This is a genomic window from Microbacterium sp. SGAir0570 (genome assembly GCF_005491085.2).
GTDB lineage: Bacteria > Actinomycetota > Actinomycetes > Actinomycetales > Microbacteriaceae > Microbacterium > Microbacterium arborescens.
Genome location: NZ_CP027929.1, coordinates 2,972,002 through 2,994,742 on the forward strand (window position 1 = coordinate 2,972,002; position 22,741 = coordinate 2,994,742).

Below are 22,741 nucleotides of genomic sequence, written 5' to 3' on the forward strand. Positions count from 1 at the left end.
CCGCGTCAGCGGCGGCGGCCCTTCTTGTCGTCCTTCACGTGGCCGCGGAAGGTGCGGGTGGGCGCGAATTCGCCCAGCTTGTGGCCGACCATGGTCTCGGACACGAACACGGGGATGTGCTTGCGTCCGTCGTGCACGGCGATCGTGTGGCCGAGCATGGCCGGGATGATCATCGAACGGCGCGACCAGGTCTTGATGACGTTCTTGGAGCCGGCTTCGTTCTGCGCGACCACCTTGCGAAGCAGGTGCTCGTCGACGAAGGGGCCCTTCTTCAGGCTGCGAGGCATCTTCCTCTACTCCTACTTGCGCTTCTTGCCGGCGTTGCGACGGCGGACGATGTACTTGTCGCTCTCCTTGTTGGGGTGGCGGGTGCGACCCTCAGCCTGGCCCCAGGGAGTGACGGGGTGACGTCCACCGGACGTCTTGCCCTCACCACCACCGTGCGGGTGGTCGACCGGGTTCATGGCGACACCACGAACCGTCGGGCGAACGCCCTTCCAGCGCTTGCGGCCGGCCTTGCCCCAGTTGATGTTCGACTGCTCGGCGTTGCCGACCTCGCCGATGGTCGCGCGGCAGCGCGCATCGACGTTGCGGATCTCGCCCGAGGGCAGACGCAGCTGGGCGTAGGGGCCGTCCTTCGCGACCAGACGCACGCTGGCGCCGGCCGAGCGGGCCATCTTCGCGCCGCCGCCGGGGCGGAGCTCGATGGCGTGGATGACCGTACCGGTCGGGATGTTGCGCAGCGGCAGGTTGTTGCCGGGCTTGATGTCGGCGCCGGCACCCGACTCGACGATGTCGCCCTGCTGGAGCTTGTTCGGGGCGATGATGTAGCGCTTCTCGCCGTCGAAGTAGTGCAGCAGCGCGATGCGCGCGGTGCGGTTGGGGTCGTACTCGATGTGAGCGACCTTGGCGTTGACGCCGTCCTTGTCGTTGCGACGGAAGTCGATCACGCGGTACTGGCGCTTGTGGCCACCACCGATGTGACGCGTCGTGATGCGGCCCTGGTTGTTACGGCCACCGGTCTTGGCGATCGGGCGGAGGAGCGACTTCTCGGGCGTCGATCGGGTGATCTCGGCGAAGTCGGCCACCGACGAACCGCGGCGACCCGGGGTCGTGGGCTTGTACTTGCGAATAGCCATGTTCGTTGTCCTCTATCCCGACCGTCAGCCGACTGCCGTGAAGATGTCGATGGTGCCCGACTTCAGGGTGACGATGGCGCGCTTGGTGTCCTTGCGCTTGCCGGTGCCGAAGCGGGTGCGACGGGACTTGCCCGCGCGGTTGAGCGTGTTGACCGCTGCGACCTTGACGCCGAAGATCTTCTCGATCGCGAGCTTGATCTCGGTCTTCGACGCACGGGGGTCCACGAGGAACGTGTACTTGCCCTCGTCGATGAGCCCGTAGCTCTTCTCGGAGACGACCGGCTTCAGGATGATGTCGCGCGGGTCCTTGTTGACGGCGGTCATGCCGAGACCTCCTCGGTGGCGCCGGCCTTGGACGCGACGAACGCGTCGTAGGCGGCCTTGGTGAAGACGAGGTCGTCCGAGACGAGCACGTCGTAGGCGTTGAGCTGGTCGAACGTCAGCACGTGGACGTACGCGAGGTTGCGCACGCTCTTGACGGTGATCTCGTCACCGCGCTCGATGACCACGAGGACGTTCTTCGTGGCGCCGAGGCCGGTCAGAACCGCCGCAGCAGCCTTGGTCGAGGGCGTGCCCTCGACACCGAACGAGTCGACGATGTGCAGACGCTGGCCGCGAGCACGGTCGCTGAGCGCTCCGAGGAGTGCGGCGGCGACCATCTTCTTGGGGGTGCGCTGCGAGTAGTTGCGCGGCTTGGGGCCGTGCACGATGCCACCACCGGTCATGTGCGGCGCGCGGATCGAGCCCTGACGGGCGTTACCCGTGCCCTTCTGCTTGAAGGGCTTGCGGCCGGCGCCCGAGACCTCACCGCGACGCTTGGTCGAGTGGGTGCCCTGGCGAGCCGCCGCGAGCTGCGCGACGACGACCTGGTGGATGAGGGGAACGTTGGTCTTGACGTCGAAGAGCGCGGCGGGCAGCTCCACGGAGCCGGCCTTCTTGCCGGAAGCGCTCCGGACGTCGAGCGCGAGAGTCGAGTCAGCCATGATCAGGCACCCTTCACAGCGTTGCGGACGTAGACGATGCGGCCGCGTGCACCGGGGACGGCGCCCTTGACGAGCAGCAGACCCTTCTCGGCGTCGACGGCGTGCACCGTGAGGTTGAGGACGGTCACGCGCTCGCCACCCATGCGGCCGGCCATGCGCATGCCCTTGAAGACGCGGCTGGGCGTCGACGAGGCACCGATGGAACCGGGCTTGCGGTGGTTGCGGTGCGCACCGTGCGAGGCCGAGACGCCCTTGAAGTTGTGGCGCTTCATGACACCCGCGGTGCCCTTGCCCTTGCTGGTGCCGACGACGTCGACCAGCTGGCCGGCCTCGAAGGTGTCACCGGCGGTGAGCTCCTGACCGAGTGAGTAGTCAGCGGCATCCGCCGTGCGCACCTCGGTGAGGTGGCGACGCGGGGTCACGCCGGCGGCCTCGAAGTGGGCCGTGAGGGGCTTGTTGACCTTGCGGGGGTCGATCTGGCCGGCAGCGATCTGAACGGCCGAGTAGCCGTCCTTCTCGGGCGTACGGACCTGGGTGACCACGTTCGGCGCGATCTCGATGACCGTGACGGGGACGAGCTTGCCCTGCTCGTTCCAGACCTGGGTCATGCCGAGCTTGGTGCCGAGGAGGCCCTTGGAAACCTTGGAGTTGATGTCAGCCATGTCGAACCTCAGAGCTTGATCTCGATGTTGACGTCGGCCGGGAGGTCGAGTCGCATGAGCGAGTCGACAGCCTTGGGCGTCGGGTCGACGATGTCGATCAGACGCTTGTGGGTGCGCATCTCGAAGTGCTCGCGGCTGTCCTTGTACTTGTGGGGCGACCGGATGACGCACACGACGTTCTTCTCGGTCGGCAGCGGCACGGGTCCGACGACAGTCGCGCCCGCACGGGTCACGGTGTCGACGATCTTGCGTGCCGAGGTGTCGATGACCTCGTGGTCGTACGACTTCAGGCGAATGCGGATCTTCTGTCCCGCCATTTGTCTGCTCACTCTCTTTATCGCGTCTTACGTCTCGCTGGTCGCGAGCGCATTGGACGCCCGGTGGCGCGGTCTGCGCCGGGCACTTCTCACCGCCGGGGCGGTGATGCTGCACCACTGTTCTGATGTCAAACCCGCGGGTCTCCCCGCGGTTCCGCACCGTGCGCGCACGCGCGCATCCTGTCTCCAGGTCGGTGTGGGGTTCGATGTTCATCTGCCCGCGGCCTAGGACTCTGCGCTGCGCGCCGCCTATGCACTCTCGTGACAGTGATCCGGGATGCTGGGCACCCATCGGAATGTGGAACCTGAATAGTCTACGTGCCGCCCGGGCGTGTCGCAAACCCGGGCGTGTCGCGATATCCGCGTCGCGCCGCGTGCCGTGAGGGCGGGCCCGCCGAACGCGTACCCTCCCCGCGACCACGCACCTTCTATGGTGCACCCTCGCGTCGATGGTGCGCTCTCGCGGGACGATTGCGACTCAGCGCAGCAGGCCGTGCGAGCGGAGGAACGCGGCGAATGACGGGCGCGACGCGAGGCGCTCCCAGCCCCAGCGCACCGGGGTCCAGCCGGTCGCCGCCACGATGCGGCTCTCGCGCTCGCGCTGGGCGCGCAGCACGTCGCGCGGCGAACGGCCCGCGACGAGAGCGGGATCGAGGTACTTGCCGTCGCCGTCGAACTCGCCGAAGCGCCGCAACCGCGGCCACGCGAAGTCGAGGAACGCCCACCGCCCGCCACCGAGCGCGACAGGATGCTGCAACACCGGTTCCGCGGCGCCGAGCTGCCGCATCCACAGGCGGCTGATGCTCTCACCGGGCAGCTGCGCCCGGCCGTCGGCGATCGAGGCGACCAAGCGCGCACGACGGATGCCGCGGGCCCCGGGCGACTGCTCCATGCGGGCGGTCACGTCAGTGGCGAGCGCCGCGGCGGCGGCACGGTCGTATGCGCCCTGCCCGCGCCACGCCGCCGCGCGCAGGGCCGCGTCCATCGCCGCCGTCGCGGTCTCGGCGTTCTCGGCGCAGAGCACATCGAACAGCGTGCGTGCGATGTTCGTCGCCTGAAGCCCCCCGATGCGCGAGACATCGGCACCCGCGACCTCGTGCCGGTGGCGCACGACGTCGCTGCGGCTCGGCGCGGGCGCGGTCCCGAGCTCGAGGGTGTGGACCCGGCCGTCATCACCACGATGGACGGGTAGCCCGTGGAGAGCGGCCGCGGTCGCATGCGAGAACACCGGTTCACGAATCGCCACCGCGGCGAGGGCGTGTGCGCGCAGCCGCATCCGCTCCTCCGGCCGCGCGGCGGCCCAGCGCGTCGCCGCAATGTAGACGCCCCGCCGCACGCGCACGAGCTCTCCCGCCCGGACGGCACGGTCGAGGGCCGCGGTCTCGCCGCGCACATGCGCATCGCCCCGCAGGATCAGTTCGTCGCGCTCGGTCACTCCCCCACCGTGCCCCCCGGCGCCGCCCCGCATCCCCCCGCACCCGACTCCCCGTGGACTCGCCGGCGCCCCGCTTCCCGGGGGAGGAATCCCCACCGTCAACGCGAGAACGCACCCTCTCCGCGACGACGCACCATTCACGGTGCGCTCTCGCGGAGAGGGTGCGTTCTCGGCGCGGGCTACTGGTTGCCGATGTTCTTGTCGACGTTCTCGCGGACCTCGTCGACCTTGCCGTGATGCTGCTCGGGAACGACCTTCTTCACGGCGTCCGCCGCACCCTGAAGGAATTTGTCGCTGACCTCTTCGGCCTTCTCGCTCTTGAGCGCCTCCTCGATCTTGTCTCGGTTCTGCTCGAACATCTGCTTGCCCTTGTTGATGATGTCGTCGACGCCCATGATCGTCCTTTCGTCGGGTCGATGTACCGCTATGACAGCGCGCGCGCCGCCGCGACGTCAACAGGTTGCGCAGACGCCGGAACGACGAAACCCCCCGGACCCGAAGGTCCGAGGGGTTTCGCGAAGGAAGTCGAAAGACTTACTTGATGATCTTGGTCACCGTGCCGGCGCCGACGGTGCGGCCACCCTCACGGATCGCGAAGCCGAGGCCCTCTTCCATGGCGATCGGCTGGATGAGCTCGACCGACATGTCGGTGGTGTCACCGGGCATGACCATCTCGGTGCCCTCGGGCAGCGAGATGACGCCGGTGACGTCCGTGGTGCGGAAGTAGAACTGCGGGCGGTAGTTCGTGTAGAAGGGGTTGTGACGGCCACCCTCCTCCTTCGAGAGGATGTAGGCAGTGCCCTCGAAGTTGGTGTGCGGGGTAACCGAACCCGGCTTCACGACGACCTGGCCACGCTCGACGTCGTCACGCTTGGTGCCGCGGAGGAGCAGACCACAGTTCTCGCCGGCCCAGGCCTCGTCGAGCTGCTTGTGGAACATCTCGATACCCGTGACCGTGGTCTTCTGCGTCGGGCGGATGCCGACGATCTCGACCTCGGAGTTGATGGCGAGGGTGCCGCGCTCGGCGCGGCCCGTGACGACGGTTCCACGACCGGTGATCGTGAAGACGTCCTCGACGGGCATGAGGAACGGCTTGTCCTTGTCACGCACGGGGTCGGGGATCGACTCGTCGACGGCGTCCATGAGCTCGACGATCGCGTTGACCCACTTCTCGTCGCCCTCGAGAGCCTTCAGGCCCGAGACGCGGACGACGGGAGCGTTGTCGCCGTCGAAGTCCTGCGACGAGAGGAGCTCGCGGACCTCGAGCTCGACGAGCTCCAGGATCTCCTCGTCGTCGACCATGTCCGACTTGTTGAGCGCGACCAGCAGGTAGGGAACGCCGACCTGCTTGGCGAGCAGCACGTGCTCGCGGGTCTGAGCCATCGGGCCGTCGGTGGCGGCGACCACGAGGATCGCGCCGTCCATCTGAGCGGCACCGGTGATCATGTTCTTGATGTAGTCAGCGTGACCCGGGGCGTCGACGTGAGCGTAGTGACGCTTGGGGGTCTCGTACTCGACGTGCGAGATGTTGATCGTGATACCACGCTGACGCTCTTCGGGCGCCGAGTCGATGGACGCGAAGTCACGCTGCACGTTGGTGGCCGACGGGTACTTGTCGGCGAGCACCTTCGAGATCGCCGCGGTGAGCGTCGTCTTGCCGTGGTCGACGTGACCGATGGTTCCGATGTTGACGTGCGGCTTGGTCCGCTCGAACTTGGCCTTAGCCACTGGGTCCTCCTCAGGACTGTCGTTGTAGATCTCCGGGCGCTGGATTGCGACCGGTTCTCTACGGGGATGTTTTCACTCTAGTAGAGAGGTCGATATTCAGTTTGAGTGGATGCCGGGAGCATGGGCCCCCGGCATCCCGAGGGCTTACTCGCCCTTGTTCTTCTGGACGATCTCGTCGGCCACCGCGCGCGGGACCTCGGAGTAGCTGTCGAACTCCATCGAGTAGACCGCGCGGCCCGAGGTCTTCGAACGCAGGTCGCCGATGTAGCCGAACATCTCCGACAGCGGGACGAGCGCGCGGACGATCTTGATGCCCGAGCCGTCCTCCATCGACTGGATCTGGCCACGACGCGAGTTCAGGTCGCCGATGACGTCGCCCATGTACTCCTCGGGCGTACGCACCTCGACAGCCATCAGGGGCTCGAGGATGACCGGGTTGGCCTTGCGCAGCGCCTCCTTGAAGCCCATCGAGCCGGCGATCTTGAACGCCATCTCGGACGAGTCGACGTCGTGCGACGCGCCGTCGATGAGGATCGCCTTGACACCCACGATGGGGTAGCCGGCGAGCACGCCGACGTTCATCGCGTCCTGGAAGCCCTGGTTGGTCGGCTCGATGTACTCGCGCGGGATGCGGCCACCGGTGACCTTGTTCTCGAACTCGTACGTCTTGTCGGCCGTGACCTCGAGCGGCTCGATCGCGAACTGGATCTTCGCGAACTGACCCGAACCACCGGTCTGCTTCTTGTGGGTGTAGTCGTGACGCTCGACGGCCTTGCGGATCGTCTCGCGGTACGCGACCTGCGGCTTGCCGACGTTCGCCTCGACGCGGAACTCGCGCTTCATGCGGTCGACGAGGATGTCGAGGTGCAGCTCGCCCATGCCCTTGATGACGGTCTGACCCGTCTCGGGGTTGAGCTCGGTGCGGAACGTCGGGTCCTCTTCGGCGAGCTTCTGGATGGCGACACCCAGCTTCTCCTGGTCGGCCTTGGTCTTCGGCTCGATCGCGACCTCGATGACGGGCTCGGGGAACGTCATCGACTCGAGGACGACGGGCTCGGCCGGGTCGGCGAGGGTGTCACCGGTGGTGGTGTCCTTCAGGCCGATGACGGCGTAGATGTTGCCCGCGGTGAGCGAGTCGACCGGGTTCTCCTTGTTGGCGTGCATCTGGAAGATCTTCCCGATGCGCTCCTTCTTGCCCTTGGTCGAGTTGATGACCTGCGCGCCCGAGTCGAGGTGACCCGAGTACACGCGGACGTAGGTGAGGCGACCGAAGAACGGGTGCACGGCGACCTTGAACGCCAGCGCCGCGAACGGGTCGTTGGCGTCGGGGTGACGCTCGATGATCTTCTCTTCGTCCTTCGGGTCGTGCGCCTCGATGGCGGGCACGTCGAGGGGCGAGGGGAGGAAGTCGACGACCGCGTCGAGCATGGGCTGCACGCCGCGGTTCTTGAACGCCGAGCCGCAGAGCACCGGGTACAGCTCGCCGGCGACGGTGAGCTTGCGGATGGCGCCCTTGATCTCGGCCACGGTCAGCTCTTCGCCGCCGAAGAACTTCTCGAGCAGCGCGTCGTCGGACTCGGCGACGGTCTCGAGGAGACGCTGGCGGTACTCGGCGGCCTTGTCGGCGAGGTCGGCCGGGATCTCCTGGATCTCGTACTTCGCGCCCATGGTCACGTCACCCTTGGCGTCGCCGGGCCAGACCAGCGCGCGCATCTCGACGAGGTCGATGACGCCCACGAAGTCGTTCTCGGCGCCGATCGGCAGCTGCAGCACGAGCGGCTTGGCGCCCAGGCGGCTGACGATCGTGTCGACGGTGAAGTAGAAGTCGGCGCCCAGCTTGTCCATCTTGTTGACGAAGCAGATGCGGGGCACGTCGTACTTGTCGGCCTGACGCCAGACGGTCTCGGACTGGGGCTCGACGCCCTCCTTGCCGTCGAAGACCGCCACGGCGCCGTCGAGGACGCGCAGCGAACGCTCGACCTCGACCGTGAAGTCGACGTGGCCGGGGGTGTCGATGATGTTGATCTGGTTCTTGTTCCAGAAGCAGGTCACGGCGGCAGACGTGATCGTGATGCCGCGCTCTTTCTCCTGCTCCATCCAGTCGGTGGTCGAGGCGCCGTCGTGCGTCTCGCCGAGCTTGTGGTTGACGCCCGTGTAGAACAGGATGCGCTCGGTCGTCGTCGTCTTGCCGGCATCGATGTGCGCCATGATGCCGATATTGCGGACCTTGTTGAGGTCGGTGAGCACTTCTTGTGCCACGGGCTGTTCCTTACGTTTGGTCGGGAGCGCCGGCCGGGGAGGGTCCCCCGGCCGGCGCCGAGAAGCTGTTTACCAGCGGTAGTGCGCGAAGGCGCGGTTCGACTCGGCCATCTTGTGGGTGTCTTCGCGGCGCTTGACCGCGGCACCGAGGCCGTTCGAGGCGTCGAGGATCTCGTTCTGCAGGCGCTCGGTCATCGTCTTCTCACGACGGCCCTTGGCGTACGAGACGAGCCAGCGCAGCGCGAGCGTGTTCGCGCGGTGCGGCTTGACCTCGACGGGCACCTGGTAGGTCGAGCCACCGACGCGGCGGCTCTTGACCTCGAGGGTCGGGCGGACGTTGTCGAGCGCCTTCTTCAGCGTCGCGACGGCGTCCTGGCCGTTCTTGGCCTCGACACCCTTGAGGGCGGTGTAGACGATCGACTCGGCGATCGACTTCTTGCCGTCGACGAGGATCTTGTTCACGAGCTGCGTGACGATCGGAGCACCGTAGACCGGGTCGTTGACGACGACGCGGCGGGGTGCGGGTCCCTTACGAGGCATCTAACTCAACCCTTCTTCGCGCCGTAGCGGCTGCGAGCCTGCTTACGGTTCTTGACGGCCTGGGTGTCGAGCGCACCGCGGACGATCTTGTAGCGGACACCGGGGAGGTCCTTCACACGACCGCCGCGGACGAGCACGAGCGAGTGCTCCTGCAGGTTGTGGCCCTCGCCGGGGATGTACGCGGTGACCTCGGTGCCGTTGCGGAGCTTGACACGAGCGACCTTGCGCATGGCCGAGTTCGGCTTCTTGGGCGTGGTCGTGTACACGCGGGTGCAGACACCCGCCTGCTGGGGGTTCGCCTTCAGTGCGGGCGCCTTGGTCTTGGTGACCTTCGGCGAGCGCCCCTTGCGAACCAACTGCTGAATGGTTGGCACGTTCTCTCCTTGTAGTGCTGCACGGTGACAGCGTCGTGGTTTCACCACAGATCCACCGGCGCGTCACGAATGCTGCGTTTTCGAAGGGTGGATATGCCGTGGGGGCGTCCTGTTCGCAGAACGATCCCGATTCGCGTGCTCCGCTTCGACCTGACCATCGGACCGAGGCACGACGCAGGGCGCGCACGAGCGCACACCCGATCAATGATACGCCTCTCCGGCGAGGCGGGCAAACGCCGGTGGATGCCGGTGGTATCGGGGTCAGGTTCCGGGGCGCTCGATGCGCAGTTCCGCGTCGCCGAGGAGGAAGCGCTCGCCTGCCGGAGCATCCGATCCGGGCTCGAGCTCGATCTCGGTGCCGAGGAAGTTGGTCAGCACGACGCCGTTGGTCGAGTGGAGATCGGTGATGTGCCACAGGCCCGAGCGCAGTTCCAGGCGTGCATGCGTCTTCGACACGGTGCGCGTACGGTCCTCGATGGCCACGAGCTGGGCCCGCGGGTAGGCGGGGTCGGGCGCGGGCTGACGGCCCACGATCGCGACGTCGCCGGTGAGCGGCGCGACCTCGCCGTCGGGCAGGACGAGCTGCCAGTAGACCCGGCGCCGCGCGACGACGACGGTGTGGTCGATCTCGCCGTCGTCGGGAACCTCGGCGCGGCGCAGCTGCGCGGGCACCGCCGCCTCAGCCGTGCGCGGCTCGCCGGCCGCCGGCGCGCTCGCGACGGCCGAGACCTCGTCGGAGAGCTCAGGGAACTCGTCGGGAGTCCGCGCGAAGGCCCGACGGGCGATCGGGGTCGCGGGCACGGCATCCCACGTCCGGCGTCCCGACCCCATCCCGGCGGCGGAATCCGGGTCGGCGAACGAGGGGATGACCCCGGGGCGGTCGGATGCGGCGCGCGAGGGGAACGGCGACGGCGAGATCGCCGAGACGTCGTCGATCTCGGACGGCCAGCGGGCGTCGTCCGAGCCGTCGTCGTCGGCGTCCCTGGCCGCTCCGGCACTGGCGGCCTCCGTGCGGGTCTCGGCCGCCGGAGCGGGGTCGCGGAGGATCGGCTCGCGCGCTTCGCGCGGCGCGGGCTCGGAGAACGCCGGCCGAGCCTCGGGCTCTGCCGGGGCCGGGGGCTGCGCCGGGGGCGCGGCCGCCATGGCCGACTCGGCGGCCGCCGCAGGCGGCGCGGGCTCGGCAGGGGCAGCGGGTCGCGCCGCTTGCTCGGCGGCCGGGGCGAAGAGCACGGCAACGGGGTCGGCTCCCGGATCAGCCGGGACGGATGCCGGAGCCGGAGCACCGGGGGTCACGGCAGCGGGCTCGTCCACGGCAGGCGGGGCAGCGACCGCCGCGCCGGCGGCGGGCACCTCGGCAGGGGCGAACGGCGACGGCGGTGCCCACGGCGAGGGCTGCAGGTCGGTCGGCTCGGGTTCGCGTTCGGGAGCGGCTTCACCGCTGGCGGCGAGCGGTTCGGGGCTGAAGTGGCGCGCCGACAGCGTCGGGGTGGCCAGCGTCGGGGGCGCCGCGGGCTCGGGAGTGCGCCGCACGCCGAGACCGGGGGCGTCCTGTTGCTCCGCGTCCGACAGCGGCGGTGTGAAGACCCACGGCGGCGGTGCCACCTCGGCGGCGCGCTCCTCCCGCCAGCGGGCGGGCCCGAGCCCCAGAATGCTCGCCCACACGACGAACAGCAGGGCGGCCAGCACCGTCATCCCGGGGCCGACGCCGAAGCCGCGACCGATGCGGTGCGCGGCCATCACCAGCAGCACGTAGACCACGATCGGGCCGGCCACGGGGACGAGACCGATGAGGACGAGCCACGGGCTGAAACCGCCGATGCGCAGCACGACCGCGATGTTCAGCACCGGCACCCACCCCTGCCAGGGCTCCTCGTCCGTCTTGCGGAACAGGCCGGCCAGCGCGAGCGCCGTCCAGACGTAGAGGACCGCACCCAGAACCGTCGAGAGCACGACGAGGAGGATGAGGAGCGATTCGTTGCCGGAGGTGGTCATCGCATCCCACGATAGAGCCCGCGGGCGTCGCGCACCGTCGTCACGTGTCGCCCCCGCGTTCGGCGCCGGGTTCGAAGGGCGCGTCGAGCGATCGGGTGAGCTCGGCGAGCATGGCCTCGATCTGAGGTTCGACGTGCTGCGCGACGGCCGCCTGCACGCGCAGCCGGTGATGCAGGAGCACGGCGCAGACCTCCCGACCGATCATGTTGGCGTAGTCGTCGGCGAGGCCGACCTCCTGGCGGAGGGCCGCCTTCGCCTCGCTGCTGAGCGGGGGAAGCTCGGGCACGGCGTCGTCGGACTCCTGCGCGAGCCCCGAGATCGTGAACAGGAAGGGCGCCCCGGCCACCGGCTCGGGGTCGAGCGGCAACCCCTCGAACTCGGGCGCGAGCCCCTCGGCAGGGCGGTAGCTCCGAGCCCGGTTGCGTGCGGCCTGCTGGTCGAGCTCGGCCTGCAGCATCGGCAGGTTCCGCGAGGTGTACTCGGCGACGGCGGCATCCACGATCGCCTTCATCCTCGTCGACAGGCCGTGCTGCACCCCGTGCGGCACGTCCGCCCCCAGTCCCACCGCAGACAGCACGGGCGAGCCGATGCATCGACGACAGGGAGCGATCCGGCCTCGGTGGGTCGCCGGCTGCCAGCGCGGCAGCCAGCGCAGCCAGGCATCCACCGCCTGGCTGACCTGGGTCTCGAGCGACCGCTCCACGGGGCTATTGTCGCCGATCCGGGCCGGTGACGCGGGGATTTCGCGTCATTCGTCCTCGTCGCGTTCCCAGGCCCACCGCGGCGGCGTCGCCCGCGTCCGCACCAGCGCGACGGCCGACCATCCCGATATGACCGCTGCGGCGACGAGCAGGACACCGAACCACGACACCGCGAACCCGCCGGCAGCGGCGAAGGCACGAGCCGCGTCGACCCCCACGATCAGCGCGGACGCGACCAGGCCCGCGAGGTACGACAGCAGCGCGACAACCCCCGTGAGGACCGAGATCGCATACGACGGATGCGGTGCCCGCAGCGCGACCATCAGCGTGAGCGCGATCCCGACGACCGCGGCGGCGAAGCCGACGGCGCCGGGGATCGGCCCGAGCCCGCGGACCGCGAGGACGTCCTGACCGGTCACCAGACTCAGGATGCCCAGGCCGCAGATGGCGAGCGCCCCGAAGCCCACGACCGCGAAAGCGGTGGCGAGCCCGGGGCGCATTCCGCCGGAGGCAGTGGTCATCAGTAGCGGTGCAGCTGCGGTCCCGCCTCGAGCGTGCGCTCGTACTCGCGCTGCGCCTCGGCGTTGAGCTCGGTGACCCGACGGCCGCGGGCGGCGACCCACGCACCGAACCAGATCGTCAGCTCGCGGCCCGCGACCAGTGCGACGAGCGCGAGCGGGGCGAAGGCCTGCTCACCGACGATCGTGAGCGCCTGGCTCGGCGCGATCGTCCAGAACGGCGCCTGGAAGAGCTGTCCCGCGATGTGCCCCGCGTAGGACGCCAGACCCACCAAGAGGCCGAGCAGGACCCAAAGGCCCCAGCGGCCGCGGTTGATGAAGGCGCCCAGGATCCAGAACGCCAGGAAGAACACGACGACGGGAACCCAGAGCCACCAGGAGGTGGCGGCGGCGAGAGCCTGCTCGCCGATGTTCGCGGTCGTGACCTCACCGCGGACGGCGTCGATGCCCAGAGCGGCACCGAGGTAGATCAGGGCGAAGGCGATGGCGGCGAGGAGGCCGATGGCCCCGGCCGCTCCGCGGTTGCCGCGCGGCGTCGGCGCCTCGGGGGCCTGCACGAAGATCGGCTGCGGGCTCGGAGCAGCAGCCGGCGTCTCGGCCACGGGCTCGCTCGCGCTCACGCTGCTCGTGCGGTCGGCGTCGTCGGCGCGGTAGGCGCGCGTCGCGGTGTCGCTGGCGGCTGCGCCCGCGGCGCCACCGGCTGCAGTGGTGCCGGCTGCGGCGGCATCCGCATCCCGGTCCGCGGTGGACGTGTCGCCGGCATCGCGCGGGGTGTCCCACTCGCTCGGGGAGTTCCAGCTGTCGGCGGTCGCGGACGAGCCGACGGTGTCGGTGCGCTCGTCGCGTGCGGCGGCGTCGAGCCGGGCGGCGTCGGCGTCGGAGGTCGTGCGGTCGACTGCGGGGTGTTCTGCGTCGGCGGCGTCGGCGGATCGCTCGGGCAGAGTCCCGGAGCCGGCGTAAGCGGCATCCCAGTCATCGGCCGAGACCGCATCGCGCGACGCCTCGGCGTCGGCGAGCCCTGCCCGGGCGCTGCCCACGACGTCGTCCACCGGCTTCGGCTCGTCGACCGGCTCGCCGTACTTGGGGTCGCTCATGCGATGTGCTCCTCACGCGGTGGCCGGTGCCGCCGCAGAGGCGAGGATATCCCGGCGACGCGGGCGCACCGCGCAGGCGTGCCGACGTGTCTGCGCACCCGTCCGGGCGGCCGGACGTATCGTCGTCCCATGACCTCGCGCGCCCTCCCCCGCCTCGCGCCCGCAGCGCTGCTCGTCGCGGTCGCGCTGCTCGCGGGGTGCGCCCCCGAGCCCGGCACCGGCGCAGCGGCGACGCCGGATAATACGGCGGCGAGCGATGCGCCGACCCCGACCCCCGCGATGACCGTTTCCGCCGAAGCGGGCGGACCGCCGCCCGCGGCATCCGGCTCGGTCGTGTCGACCACCGTGCTGCCGCGCGACTGCGCCGGCATCCTCGGCGCCCCCGCCCGGGCGGCGCTCGCCGCCGTGCCCCTGAACGACCCGGGCTTCGGCGAGAGCGGCACCCGGCCCGACGGATCACTGCGCTGCGTCTGGGCCGACCCCGCCGCCGACACCGCGAAGATCGAGACCACTATCGCCTACGCCGAGCGCAACCCCGTGATCGACTTCTTCAACGAGCTCACCGGCATCGGGTTCACCTGCTACGAGCCGGCCGGCGGCGTGCGCTGCGAGAAGACCTGGCAGAACGCGCGCTATCCCGTCACCGACGGGCGGACGCTGTTCTTCCGCGACGGCGTGCTGATCGACACGCAGTTCTCGCACCTCGCGCCCGAGGGCTACACCTCCGGGATCATCGCGTCGCTGTGGCCCGCGGGGGCCGCCACCCCCGCCCCCTGAGGCTTCGCGCGGCCGTGGTGGTCGCGCCGGATCAGTCGTCCGCGGCGAAGACCGCGTTGCCCACCCGGCTCGCGTACTGCTCGGGATGCCAGGCCGACTGCGACGTCGAGACCCAATGCCCCTCCCCCGCCTCGATCGTCTCGACGAGGTCGCCGTCGGTGCGCGAGCAGAGCGTGCGCACGCCGCGTTCGTCGCAGGCGAATCCCTGAGCGGGCAGAGCGGATGCCGCGATCGAGCCGGCATCCGTTCCCACCGACCCGACGGTGGTCGAGATCGAGCCGGCATCCGAGGTCCAGGTGCACGTGAAACGCACCTCGGGGGCGAGAGCCTCCACGAGGGCGACGGCCGTCGAGACGGGGGCGTCCGAGGTCTGCTCGAGCTGCGCGCCGGCCGAGTACTGCAACGTCACCCACAGCGCCTCGGGGTACAGGTCGCGGCACTCCTGCGGCCCGTCGGCCGCGGCAGCACCTCCGGCACCGCCGCTCTCACCGAGGAGCCCCATCCCCGTCGTGACCAGCGGGACCGTCAAGATCGCGAGCGCGCCGATCACTCCGGCGCAGATGACGCCGACGATCCAGGCGAAGACGACGTTCCGACCCCCGATGCGTGCCACCTCTCCACGCTAATCCGGCGGCGCCGACTCGGACCGACCGACACGACGAAGGGCCCCGGGACATGCCCGGGGCCCTTCGCGAGATCAGCGATCGATCAGTTGTAGCTGGTGAAGTCGCCGTCGGTGGAGAAGCTGTCGAAGTCGACGTAGCTCAGGTCGGCGTCGCTGTACGCGCCGTCCGACGCGAAGATGCGGTTGGGGTACCGCTCGCTCTTCGCCTCCTCCGTCGCCTCGACGGCCACGTTGCGGTACTTCGCAAGGCCCGTTCCGGCGGGGATGAGCTTTCCGATGATGACGTTCTCCTTGAGGCCGACGAGCGGGTCGCTCTTGCCCTCCATGGCCGCCTGCGTGAGGACGCGGGTGGTCTCCTGGAACGACGCGGCCGACAGCCACGACTCCGTCGCGAGCGACGCCTTGGTGATACCCATCAGCTCGGGACGACCCGACGCGGGACGCTTGCCCTCGCCGACCGCCTCGCGGTTGATCTGCTGGTAGCGCTTGAAGTCGACCAGCTCACCCGGCAGCAGCGTCGTGTCGCCGTGGTCGACCACGGTGACCTTCCGCAGCATCTGACGGACGATGACCTCGATGTGCTTGTCGTGGATCGGCACACCCTGCGAGCGGTACACGCCCTGCACGCCGCCGACGAGGTACTTCTGCACCTCACGGGCACCCTGCACGCGCATGATGTCCTTCGGGTCGAGCGTGCCGACCTGCAGCGGGTCGCCGACCTCGACGTGCTGACCGTCCTCGACGAGGAGGGTCGCACGCTTGAGGACCGGGTAGACCACGGGCTCGTCGCCGTTGTCGGGCGTGATGATGATCTTCTTCGACTTCTCGGTCTCGTCGATCGTCACGCGGCCGGTGACCTCGGAGATCGGGGACGCACCCTTGGGGGTACGGGCCTCGAAGAGCTCCTGCACGCGGGGCAGACCCTGCGTGATGTCATCGGCCGAAGCCGAACCACCGGTGTGGAAGGTACGCATCGTCAGCTGGGTACCGGGCTCACCGATCGACTGGGCGGCGATGATGCCGACCGCCTCGCCGATGTCGACGATCTTGCCGGTGGCCAGCGAACGGCCGTAGCACTTCGCGCAGACGCCGACGGCGGAGTCGCAGGTCAGGACCGAGCGGACCTTGATGGAGGTCACCCCGCCCTCGACGAGCTTGTTGATCAGCACGTCGCCCACGTCGTCGCCGGCCGCGGCCAGCACCTCGCCCGAGGGCGAGACGGCGTCGGCCGCCAGCGTACGGGCGAACACCGAGTTCTCGACGTTGGCGTCCTTGATGAGGGCGCCGTCGGCGCCGGCTGCGGCGATCGGGAGCTCGAGGCCCTTCGAGGTGCCGCAGTCGTCCTCGCGGATGATGACGTCCTGCGAGACGTCCACCAGACGACGGGTCAGGTAACCCGAGTCGGCGGTACGCAGAGCGGTGTCGGCCAGACCCTTACGGGCACCGTGCGTCGCGGTGAAGTACTCCGCCACCGACAGCCCCTCGCGGTACGAGGAGATGATCGGACGCGGCATGATCTCACCCTTGGTGTTGTTGACCAGGCCTCGGATACCGGCGATGTTACGGATCTGCAGCCAGTTACCACGGGCGCCCGACGAGACCATGCGGTTGATGGTGTTCTCGGCCGGGAAGTTCGCCTTCATGGCGGCCTGGACCTCGTCGGTCGCCTCGGTCCAGATCTTGATCTGCTCCTGGCGACGCTCGGCGTCGGTCACGAGACCCTTCTCGAACTGGCCCTGGACCTTCGACGCGAGCTTCTCGTACTTCGAGATGATCTCGGCCTTGTTCGGCGGCGTCAGGACGTCGCTGAGCGCCACGGTGACGCCCGAACGGGTCGCCCAGTGGAAGCCGGCGTCCTTGATCCGGTCGAGGGATGCCGCGACCTCGGTCTTGGGGTACTCCTCGGCCAGCTTGTTGACGATCTGCGACAGCTTGCCCTTGTCGGCCTGCTCGCGGACGAACGGGTAGCCCTTGGGCAGGGTGTCGTTGAAGATCGCCTGTCCGAGCGACGCGTCGACCAGACCGTGACGCTCGTAGCCCTCGGGGGCGTCGCCCTCGAGGAACGCGAGACCGGGGATGCGGATGCGGACCTTGGCCTGCAGGTCGAGGGTGCCCTCGTCCTTCGCCAGGATCGCCTCGCCGACCGAGCCGAACACGCGGCCCTCACCCTTGGCACCCTCGATGACCGTGGTCAGGTGGTGCAGGCCGATGATCATGTCCTGCGAGGGCAGGGTGACCGGACGGCCGTCGGAGGGCTTGAGGATGTTGTTCGACGCGAGCATCAGGATGCGGGCCTCGGCCTGCGCCTCGACCGAGAGCGGCAGGTGGACGGCCATCTGGTCACCGTCGAAGTCCGCGTTGAACGCGGCGCACACGAGCGGGTGCAGCTGGATCGCCTTGCCCTCGACGAGCTGGGGCTCGAAGGCCTGGATGCCCAGGCGGTGCAGGGTGGGTGCACGGTTGAGCAGCACGGGGCGCTCGCGGATGATCTCCTCGAGCACGTCCCAGACCTCGGGACGCGTGCGCTCCACGGCACGCTTGGCCGCCTTGATGTTCTGCGAGTGACCGAGGTCGATCAGGCGCTTGATGACGAACGGCTTGAAGAGCTCGAGAGCCATCTGCTTGGGCAGACCGCACTGATGCAGCTTCAGCTGGGGTCCGACGATGATGACCGAACGACCCGAGTAGTCGACGCGCTTTCCGAGCAGGTTCTGACGGAAACGTCCCTGCTTTCCCTTGAGCATGTCCGACAGCGACTTCAGCGCACGGTTGCCGGTGCCGGTGACGGGGCGACCGCGGCGGCCGTTGTCGAAGAGCGCGTCGACGGCCTCCTGCAGCATCCGCTTCTCGTTGTTGACGATGATCTCGGGAGCCCCGAGGTCGATCAGACGACGCAGACGGTTGTTGCGGTTGATCACGCGGCGGTACAGGTCGTTGAGGTCGGAGGTCGCGAAGCGGCCACCGTCGAGCTGGACCATCGGACGCAGCTCCGGCGGGATCACCGGGACGACGTCGAGCACCATCGAGGCCGGCGACATGCCGGTCTGCAGGAACGAGTTGACGACCTTCAGGCGCTTGATCGCACGGATCTTGCGCTGGCCCTTGCCCTCGGAGATCTGCAGGTGCAGCGAGTCGGCCTCGGCGGCCAGGTCGAACGACGCGAGGCGGCGCTGGATGCCCTCGGCGCCCATGTAGGCCTCGAAGTACTGACCGAAGCGGTCCTGCAGCTCGTGGAAGACGTCGTCCTCCTGCTTGAGCTGGCCGACCTCGAGGGAGCGGAACTCCTCCCACACCCGCTCGAGGCGCGAGATCTGCTCGTCGAAGTTCTTGCGGACCGTCGCCATGTCCTTCTCGGCGGAGTCCTTGGCCTTCTTCTTCTGGTCGGCCTTGGCGCCGTCGGCCTCGAGGGTCGCGAGCTCCTCCTCCAGCTTGGCCAGACGCGACGCCACGCGGGCGTCACGGCGGTCGCCGAGGTTCTTGATCTCGAGGCGGAGGTTGTTCTCGTGGGTGGGGAGGTCGCGGTGACGCGCATCCTCATCGACCGAGATGACCATGTACGCGGCGAAGTAGATGACCTTCTCGAGGTCCTTCGGCGCCATGTCGAGCAGGTACCCGAGGCGCGAGGGCACGCCCTTGAAGTACCAGATGTGGGTCACGGGAGCGGCGAGCTCGATGTGGCCCATGCGCTCACGACGGACCGAGGACTTGGTGACCTCGACGCCGCAGCGCTCGCAGACGATGCCCTTGAAGCGGACGCGCTTGTACTTTCCGCAGGCGCACTCCCAGTCGCGGGAGGGGCCGAAGATCTGCTCGCCGAAGAGGCCGTCCTTCTCGGGCTTGAGCGTGCGGTAGTTGATGGTTTCGGGCTTCTTGACCTCGCCGAAGGACCAACGACGGATGTCGTCAGCAGTGGCCAGGCCGATGCGAAGCTGATCGAAGGTGTGTGACTCGAGCACTGATTCTCCTGTGTCGGAATTCTGTTCGTTGCCTGGCCGGATCAGATCTCGTCGATCGACGAGGACTCGAAGCGGCTGGAGATGTTGATGCCGAGCTCCTCCGCTGCGCGGAAGGCCTCGTCATCGGTGTCGCGGAGGTTGACCTCGGTGCCGTCGGCCGAGAGGACCTCGACGTTCAGGCAGAGCGACTGCATCTCCTTCATGAGCACCTTGAACGACTCGGGGATGCCGGGCTCCTGGATGTTCTCGCCCTTGACGATGGCCTCGTAGACCTTCACGCGGCCGACGATGTCGTCGGACTTGATCGTCAGGAGCTCCTGGAGGGCGTACGCGGCGCCGTAGGCCTCGAGGGCCCACACCTCCATCTCACCGAAGCGCTGGCCACCGAACTGCGCCTTACCACCGAGCGGCTGCTGGGTGATCATCGAGTACGGGCCCGTCGAACGCGCGTGGATCTTGTCGTCGACGAGGTGGTGGAGCTTCAGGATGTACATGTAGCCGACCGAGATCGGAGCCGGGTACGGCTCGCCGGAGCGACCGTCGAACAGCTTCGTCTTGCCCGAGGAGTCGATGAGACGCTCACCGTCGCGGGTGAGGTTCGTCGAGTCGAGGAGCCCGGCGATCTCGGACTCGAACGCGCCGTCGAACACGGGCGTCGCGACCTTCGTGCCGGGAGCGGCCTCGCGGGCGATCTCGGGCAGGCGCTCGGCCCACTCGGGGTTGCCCTCGACCTTCCAGCCCTGGGCGGCGATCCAGCCGAGGTGCAGCTCCAGGACCTGGCCGAAGTTCATTCGACCCGGGATGCCGAGCGGGTTCAGCACGACGTCGACCGGCGTGCCGTCGGCGAGGAAGGGCATGTCCTCGACGGGGAGGATCTTCGCGATGACACCCTTGTTGCCGTGGCGGCCGGCGAGCTTGTCGCCCTCGGTGATCTTGCGCTTCTGGGCGATGTAGACCACGACGCGGCGGTTGACGCCCGAGCCGAGCTCGTCGTCGCCGTCCTCGGCGTTGAACTCCTTGACCGCGATGATCGTGCCCTGCTCACCGTGAGGCACCTTCAGCGACGTGTCGCGGACCTCGCGGCTCTTCTCGTTGAAGATCGCGCGGAGCAGACGCTCCTCGGCCGACAGCTCGGTCTCGCCCTTGGGCGTGACCTTGCCGACGAGGATGTCGCCGGGGCGCACCTCGGCACCGATGCGGATGATGCCGCGCTCGTCGAGGTCCTTCAGCAGGTCGGGCGCGACGTTGGGGAGGTCACGGGTGATCTCCTCCTTGCCGAGCTTGGTGTCGCGGGCGTCGACCTCGTACTCCTCGATGTGGATCGAGGAGAGCGTGTCGTTCTTCACGAGCTCCTGGCTGAGGATGATCGCGTCCTCGAAGTTGTGACCCTCCCACGTCATGAATGCGACGAGGAGGTTCTTGCCGAGCGCGAGCTCGCCGTTCTCCGTGGCGGGACCGTCGGCGATGACCTCGCCGACCTCGACGCGCTCACCGGCCGAGACCACGACGCGCTGGTTGTACGACGTGCCCTGGTTCGAACGGTCGAACTTGCGGAGGAAGTAGTCCTGCGTGCCGCCCTCGTCGAGCTGCACCGTGACGACGTCGGCCGAGACCTCGGAGACGACACCGGCCTTCTGCGCGGTGATGACGTCGCCGGCGTCGATCGCAGCGTAGCCCTCCATACCGGTTCCGACCAGGGGCGAGTCGCTGCGCAGCAGCGGCACGGCCTGACGCTGCATGTTCGCACCCATGAGGGCGCGGTTCGCGTCGTCGTGCTCGAGGAAGGGGATGAGCGAGGTCGCCACCGACACCATCTGGCGCGGCGAGACGTCCATGTAGCCGATCTCCTCGTTCGGGAAGAGGTCGACCTCGCCGCCCTTACCGCGGCGGGCGAGGACGCGGTCGGCCACGAACGAGCCGTCCTTGTTGAGCTCGACACCGGCCTGCGCGACGACGTAGTCGTTCTCCTCGCTGGCGGTGAGGTAGTCGATCTCGTCGGTGACCTTGCCGTCGACGACACGACGGTACGGGGTCTCGATGAAGCCGAACGCGTTGATGCGCGCGAAGGAGGCGAGCGACCCGATCAGACCGATGTTCGGGCCTTCCGGCGTCTCGATCGGGCACATGCGGCCGTAGTGCGAGGGGTGGACGTCGCGGACCTCGACGCCGGCGCGCTCACGCGACAGACCGCCGGGGCCGAGCGCCGACAGGCGGCGCTTGTGGGTCAGACCCGCGAGCGGGTTGTTCTGGTCCATGAACTGCGACAGCTGCGAGGTTCCGAAGAACTCCTTGATCGCGGCGACGACCGGGCGCACGTTGATCAGGGTCTGCGGCGTGATCGCCTCGATGTCCTGCGTGGTCATGCGCTCGCGGACGACGCGCTCCATGCGCGACAGACCGGTGCGGACCTGGTTCTGGATGAGCTCGCCGACGGCGCGGATACGACGGTTGCCGAAGTTGTCGATGTCGTCGGTGTCGAGGCGGATCTCAGCGGGCTTGCCGTCGCGGACGCCCTCGAAGGTGGCGTCGCCGCGGTGCAGGCGAACCAGGTACTTAATGGTCGCGACGATGTCGGCGACGGTGAGCACCGACTCCTCGATCGGGGTGTCGAGACCCAGCTTCTGGTTGATCTTGTAGCGGCCGACCTTGGCGAGGTCGTAGCGCTTGGCGTTGAAGTAGAAGTTGTCGAGGAGCGCGCGGGCTGCCTCGGCGGCGACCTGCTCGCCCGGACGGAGCTTGCGGTAGATGTCGCGGAGCGCGTCCTCCTTGGTGAGGATCGTGTCCTTCGCGAGGGTCTCCTCGATCGAGTCGTACCCGGCGAACTCGGCCATGATGTCTTCGCTGGTCAGACCCAGGGCCTTGAGGAAGACGGTGACCGACTGCTTGCGCTTGCGGTCGATGCGGACGCCGACCTGGTCGCGCTTGTCGATCTCGAACTCGAGCCACGCACCGCGCGAGGGGATGACGCGCGCCGAGACGATGTCCTTGTCGGAGGTCTTGTCGGGCGTCTTGTCGAAGTAGACACCGGGCGAGCGCACGAGCTGCGACACGACGACGCGCTCGGTGCCGTTGATGATGAAGGTGCCCTTGCCGGTCTGGAGCGGGAAGTCGCCCATGAAGACCGTCTGGGTCTTGATCTCACCGGTGAGGTGGTTCATGAACTCGGCCTCGACGTAGAGCGGGGCCGCGTAGGTCTTGCCGCGCTCCTTGCACTCCTCGATGGAGTACTTCTCGGGCTCGAGGTAGGGGTTGGTGAACGACAGCTGCATCGTCTCGCCGAGGTCCTCGATGGGCGAGATCTCCTCGAAGATCTCCTCGAGGCCGCTCTGGAGGGCGACGTCGGTGCGGCCGGCGGCCTGCGCCTCGGCGAGGCGGGCCTTCCAGGCGTCGTTGCCGACGAGCCAGTCGAAAGACTCCGTCTGCAGCGCCAGCAGGTCGGGGACCGTCAGCTTGTCGGAGATCTTCGCGAACGAGAGGCGGGAAGCGCCGCGACCGTTCTTGGGGGTGGTGGTGGATGCGTTGCTCGCAGCAGCCAAGGGGATTACCTCCGTGGCCCGGGTGGGGCCGGTTCCTTGTCGTCAGGTGGAGTGCTCCCGGTCCGAGCTCGCGCGTCTCACGCCGTCGGACGGGGCGGAATCGCG

The 22,741-nt window shown here is 68.6% G+C and carries 20 protein-coding genes; 1 reads left to right on the forward strand and 19 read right to left on the reverse strand.

Annotation, left to right across the window (positions count from 1 at the left end; translation table 11 throughout):
* Positions 1 to 5 precede the first annotated feature (5 nt).
* From rpsS to C1N74_RS14140, 16 genes are all read right to left on the reverse strand, one after another.
* The gene (gene rpsS / locus C1N74_RS14065) at positions 6 to 287 is read right to left on the reverse strand and encodes a 30S ribosomal protein S19 (RefSeq protein WP_023954043.1); all 282 of its coding nucleotides are present in this window, start codon (positions 285 to 287) and stop codon (positions 6 to 8) included.
* Between the two features lie 12 nt (positions 288 to 299).
* On the reverse strand, positions 300 to 1,139 hold the full coding sequence (rplB, locus tag C1N74_RS14070; protein ID WP_023954042.1) for a 50S ribosomal protein L2: 840 nt from the start codon (positions 1,137 to 1,139) through the stop codon (positions 300 to 302).
* A 24-nt stretch (positions 1,140 to 1,163) separates the two neighbouring features.
* On the reverse strand, positions 1,164 to 1,463 hold the full coding sequence (gene rplW / locus C1N74_RS14075; protein WP_023954040.1) for a 50S ribosomal protein L23: 300 nt from the start codon (positions 1,461 to 1,463) through the stop codon (positions 1,164 to 1,166).
* Entirely contained in the window at positions 1,460 to 2,122 is a 663-nt protein-coding gene (gene rplD, locus C1N74_RS14080; RefSeq protein ID WP_023954038.1) for a 50S ribosomal protein L4, read from the reverse strand. The genes rplW and rplD overlap by 4 nt, the downstream gene beginning before the upstream one ends.
* A 2-nt stretch (positions 2,123 to 2,124) precedes the next feature.
* Positions 2,125 to 2,784, reverse strand: coding sequence for a 50S ribosomal protein L3 (gene rplC / locus C1N74_RS14085; RefSeq protein WP_023954036.1), 660 nt, complete (start codon positions 2,782 to 2,784; stop codon positions 2,125 to 2,127).
* An 8-nt stretch (positions 2,785 to 2,792) separates the two neighbouring features.
* The gene (gene rpsJ, locus C1N74_RS14090) at positions 2,793 to 3,101 is read right to left on the reverse strand and encodes a 30S ribosomal protein S10 (RefSeq protein ID WP_017201594.1); all 309 of its coding nucleotides are present in this window, start codon (positions 3,099 to 3,101) and stop codon (positions 2,793 to 2,795) included.
* A gap of 478 nt (positions 3,102 to 3,579) precedes the next feature.
* Positions 3,580 to 4,536, reverse strand: coding sequence for a hypothetical protein (locus C1N74_RS14095; RefSeq protein ID WP_137750766.1), 957 nt, complete (start codon positions 4,534 to 4,536; stop codon positions 3,580 to 3,582).
* A 179-nt stretch (positions 4,537 to 4,715) separates the two neighbouring features.
* On the reverse strand, positions 4,716 to 4,931 hold the full coding sequence (locus C1N74_RS14100; RefSeq protein ID WP_023954031.1) for an Rv0909 family putative TA system antitoxin: 216 nt from the start codon (positions 4,929 to 4,931) through the stop codon (positions 4,716 to 4,718).
* 139 nt (positions 4,932 to 5,070) lie between these two features.
* On the reverse strand, positions 5,071 to 6,264 hold the full coding sequence (tuf, locus tag C1N74_RS14105; protein ID WP_023954029.1) for an elongation factor Tu: 1,194 nt from the start codon (positions 6,262 to 6,264) through the stop codon (positions 5,071 to 5,073).
* 144 nt (positions 6,265 to 6,408) lie between these two features.
* Complete coding sequence (gene fusA / locus C1N74_RS14110) at positions 6,409 to 8,523, reverse strand: elongation factor G (protein WP_064955471.1); 2,115 nt, start codon at positions 8,521 to 8,523, stop codon at positions 6,409 to 6,411.
* Between the two features lie 69 nt (positions 8,524 to 8,592).
* Positions 8,593 to 9,063 (reverse strand): 30S ribosomal protein S7, encoded by a 471-nt coding sequence (rpsG, locus tag C1N74_RS14115; RefSeq protein ID WP_023954027.1) that lies wholly within the window; start codon positions 9,061 to 9,063, stop codon positions 8,593 to 8,595.
* Positions 9,064 to 9,068: 5 nt separating this feature from the next.
* Entirely contained in the window at positions 9,069 to 9,437 is a 369-nt protein-coding gene (gene rpsL / locus C1N74_RS14120; protein WP_018187369.1) for a 30S ribosomal protein S12, read from the reverse strand.
* 261 nt (positions 9,438 to 9,698) lie between these two features.
* Positions 9,699 to 11,429, reverse strand: a complete 1,731-nt coding sequence (locus C1N74_RS14125) for a DUF5684 domain-containing protein (protein WP_137750767.1) — start codon at positions 11,427 to 11,429, stop codon at positions 9,699 to 9,701.
* Between the two features lie 40 nt (positions 11,430 to 11,469).
* Positions 11,470 to 12,132: a spermidine/putrescine ABC transporter substrate-binding protein gene (locus C1N74_RS14130; protein ID WP_071919051.1), complete on the reverse strand. Its 663-nt coding sequence runs from the start codon at positions 12,130 to 12,132 to the stop codon at positions 11,470 to 11,472.
* A 45-nt stretch (positions 12,133 to 12,177) separates the two neighbouring features.
* The gene (locus tag C1N74_RS14135) at positions 12,178 to 12,651 is read right to left on the reverse strand and encodes a hypothetical protein (RefSeq protein ID WP_023954021.1); all 474 of its coding nucleotides are present in this window, start codon (positions 12,649 to 12,651) and stop codon (positions 12,178 to 12,180) included.
* Entirely contained in the window at positions 12,651 to 13,742 is a 1,092-nt protein-coding gene (locus C1N74_RS14140; protein WP_137750768.1) for an ABC transporter, read from the reverse strand. The genes C1N74_RS14135 and C1N74_RS14140 overlap by 1 nt, the downstream gene beginning before the upstream one ends.
* 129 nt (positions 13,743 to 13,871) lie before the next feature.
* Here C1N74_RS14140 and C1N74_RS14145 point away from each other — a divergent pair, with 129 nt between their 5' ends.
* Positions 13,872 to 14,519, forward strand: coding sequence for a hypothetical protein (locus C1N74_RS14145; protein WP_023954017.1), 648 nt, complete (start codon positions 13,872 to 13,874; stop codon positions 14,517 to 14,519).
* Between the two features lie 31 nt (positions 14,520 to 14,550).
* On the opposite strand, the gene C1N74_RS14150 is transcribed toward C1N74_RS14145, so the two are convergent.
* The 3 genes from C1N74_RS14150 to C1N74_RS14160 form a co-directional block, all read right to left on the reverse strand.
* The gene (locus C1N74_RS14150; RefSeq protein WP_023954015.1) at positions 14,551 to 15,132 is read right to left on the reverse strand and encodes a hypothetical protein; all 582 of its coding nucleotides are present in this window, start codon (positions 15,130 to 15,132) and stop codon (positions 14,551 to 14,553) included.
* Positions 15,133 to 15,227: 95 nt separating this feature from the next.
* Positions 15,228 to 19,100 carry a DNA-directed RNA polymerase subunit beta' gene (gene rpoC, locus C1N74_RS14155; RefSeq protein WP_023954013.1) on the reverse strand — a complete coding sequence of 1,291 codons (3,873 nt, stop codon included), beginning with the start codon at positions 19,098 to 19,100 and terminating at the stop codon, positions 15,228 to 15,230.
* Positions 19,101 to 19,141: 41 nt separating this feature from the next.
* The gene (locus C1N74_RS14160) at positions 19,142 to 22,636 is read right to left on the reverse strand and encodes a DNA-directed RNA polymerase subunit beta (protein ID WP_137750769.1); all 3,495 of its coding nucleotides are present in this window, start codon (positions 22,634 to 22,636) and stop codon (positions 19,142 to 19,144) included.
* Positions 22,637 to 22,741 lie beyond the last annotated feature (105 nt).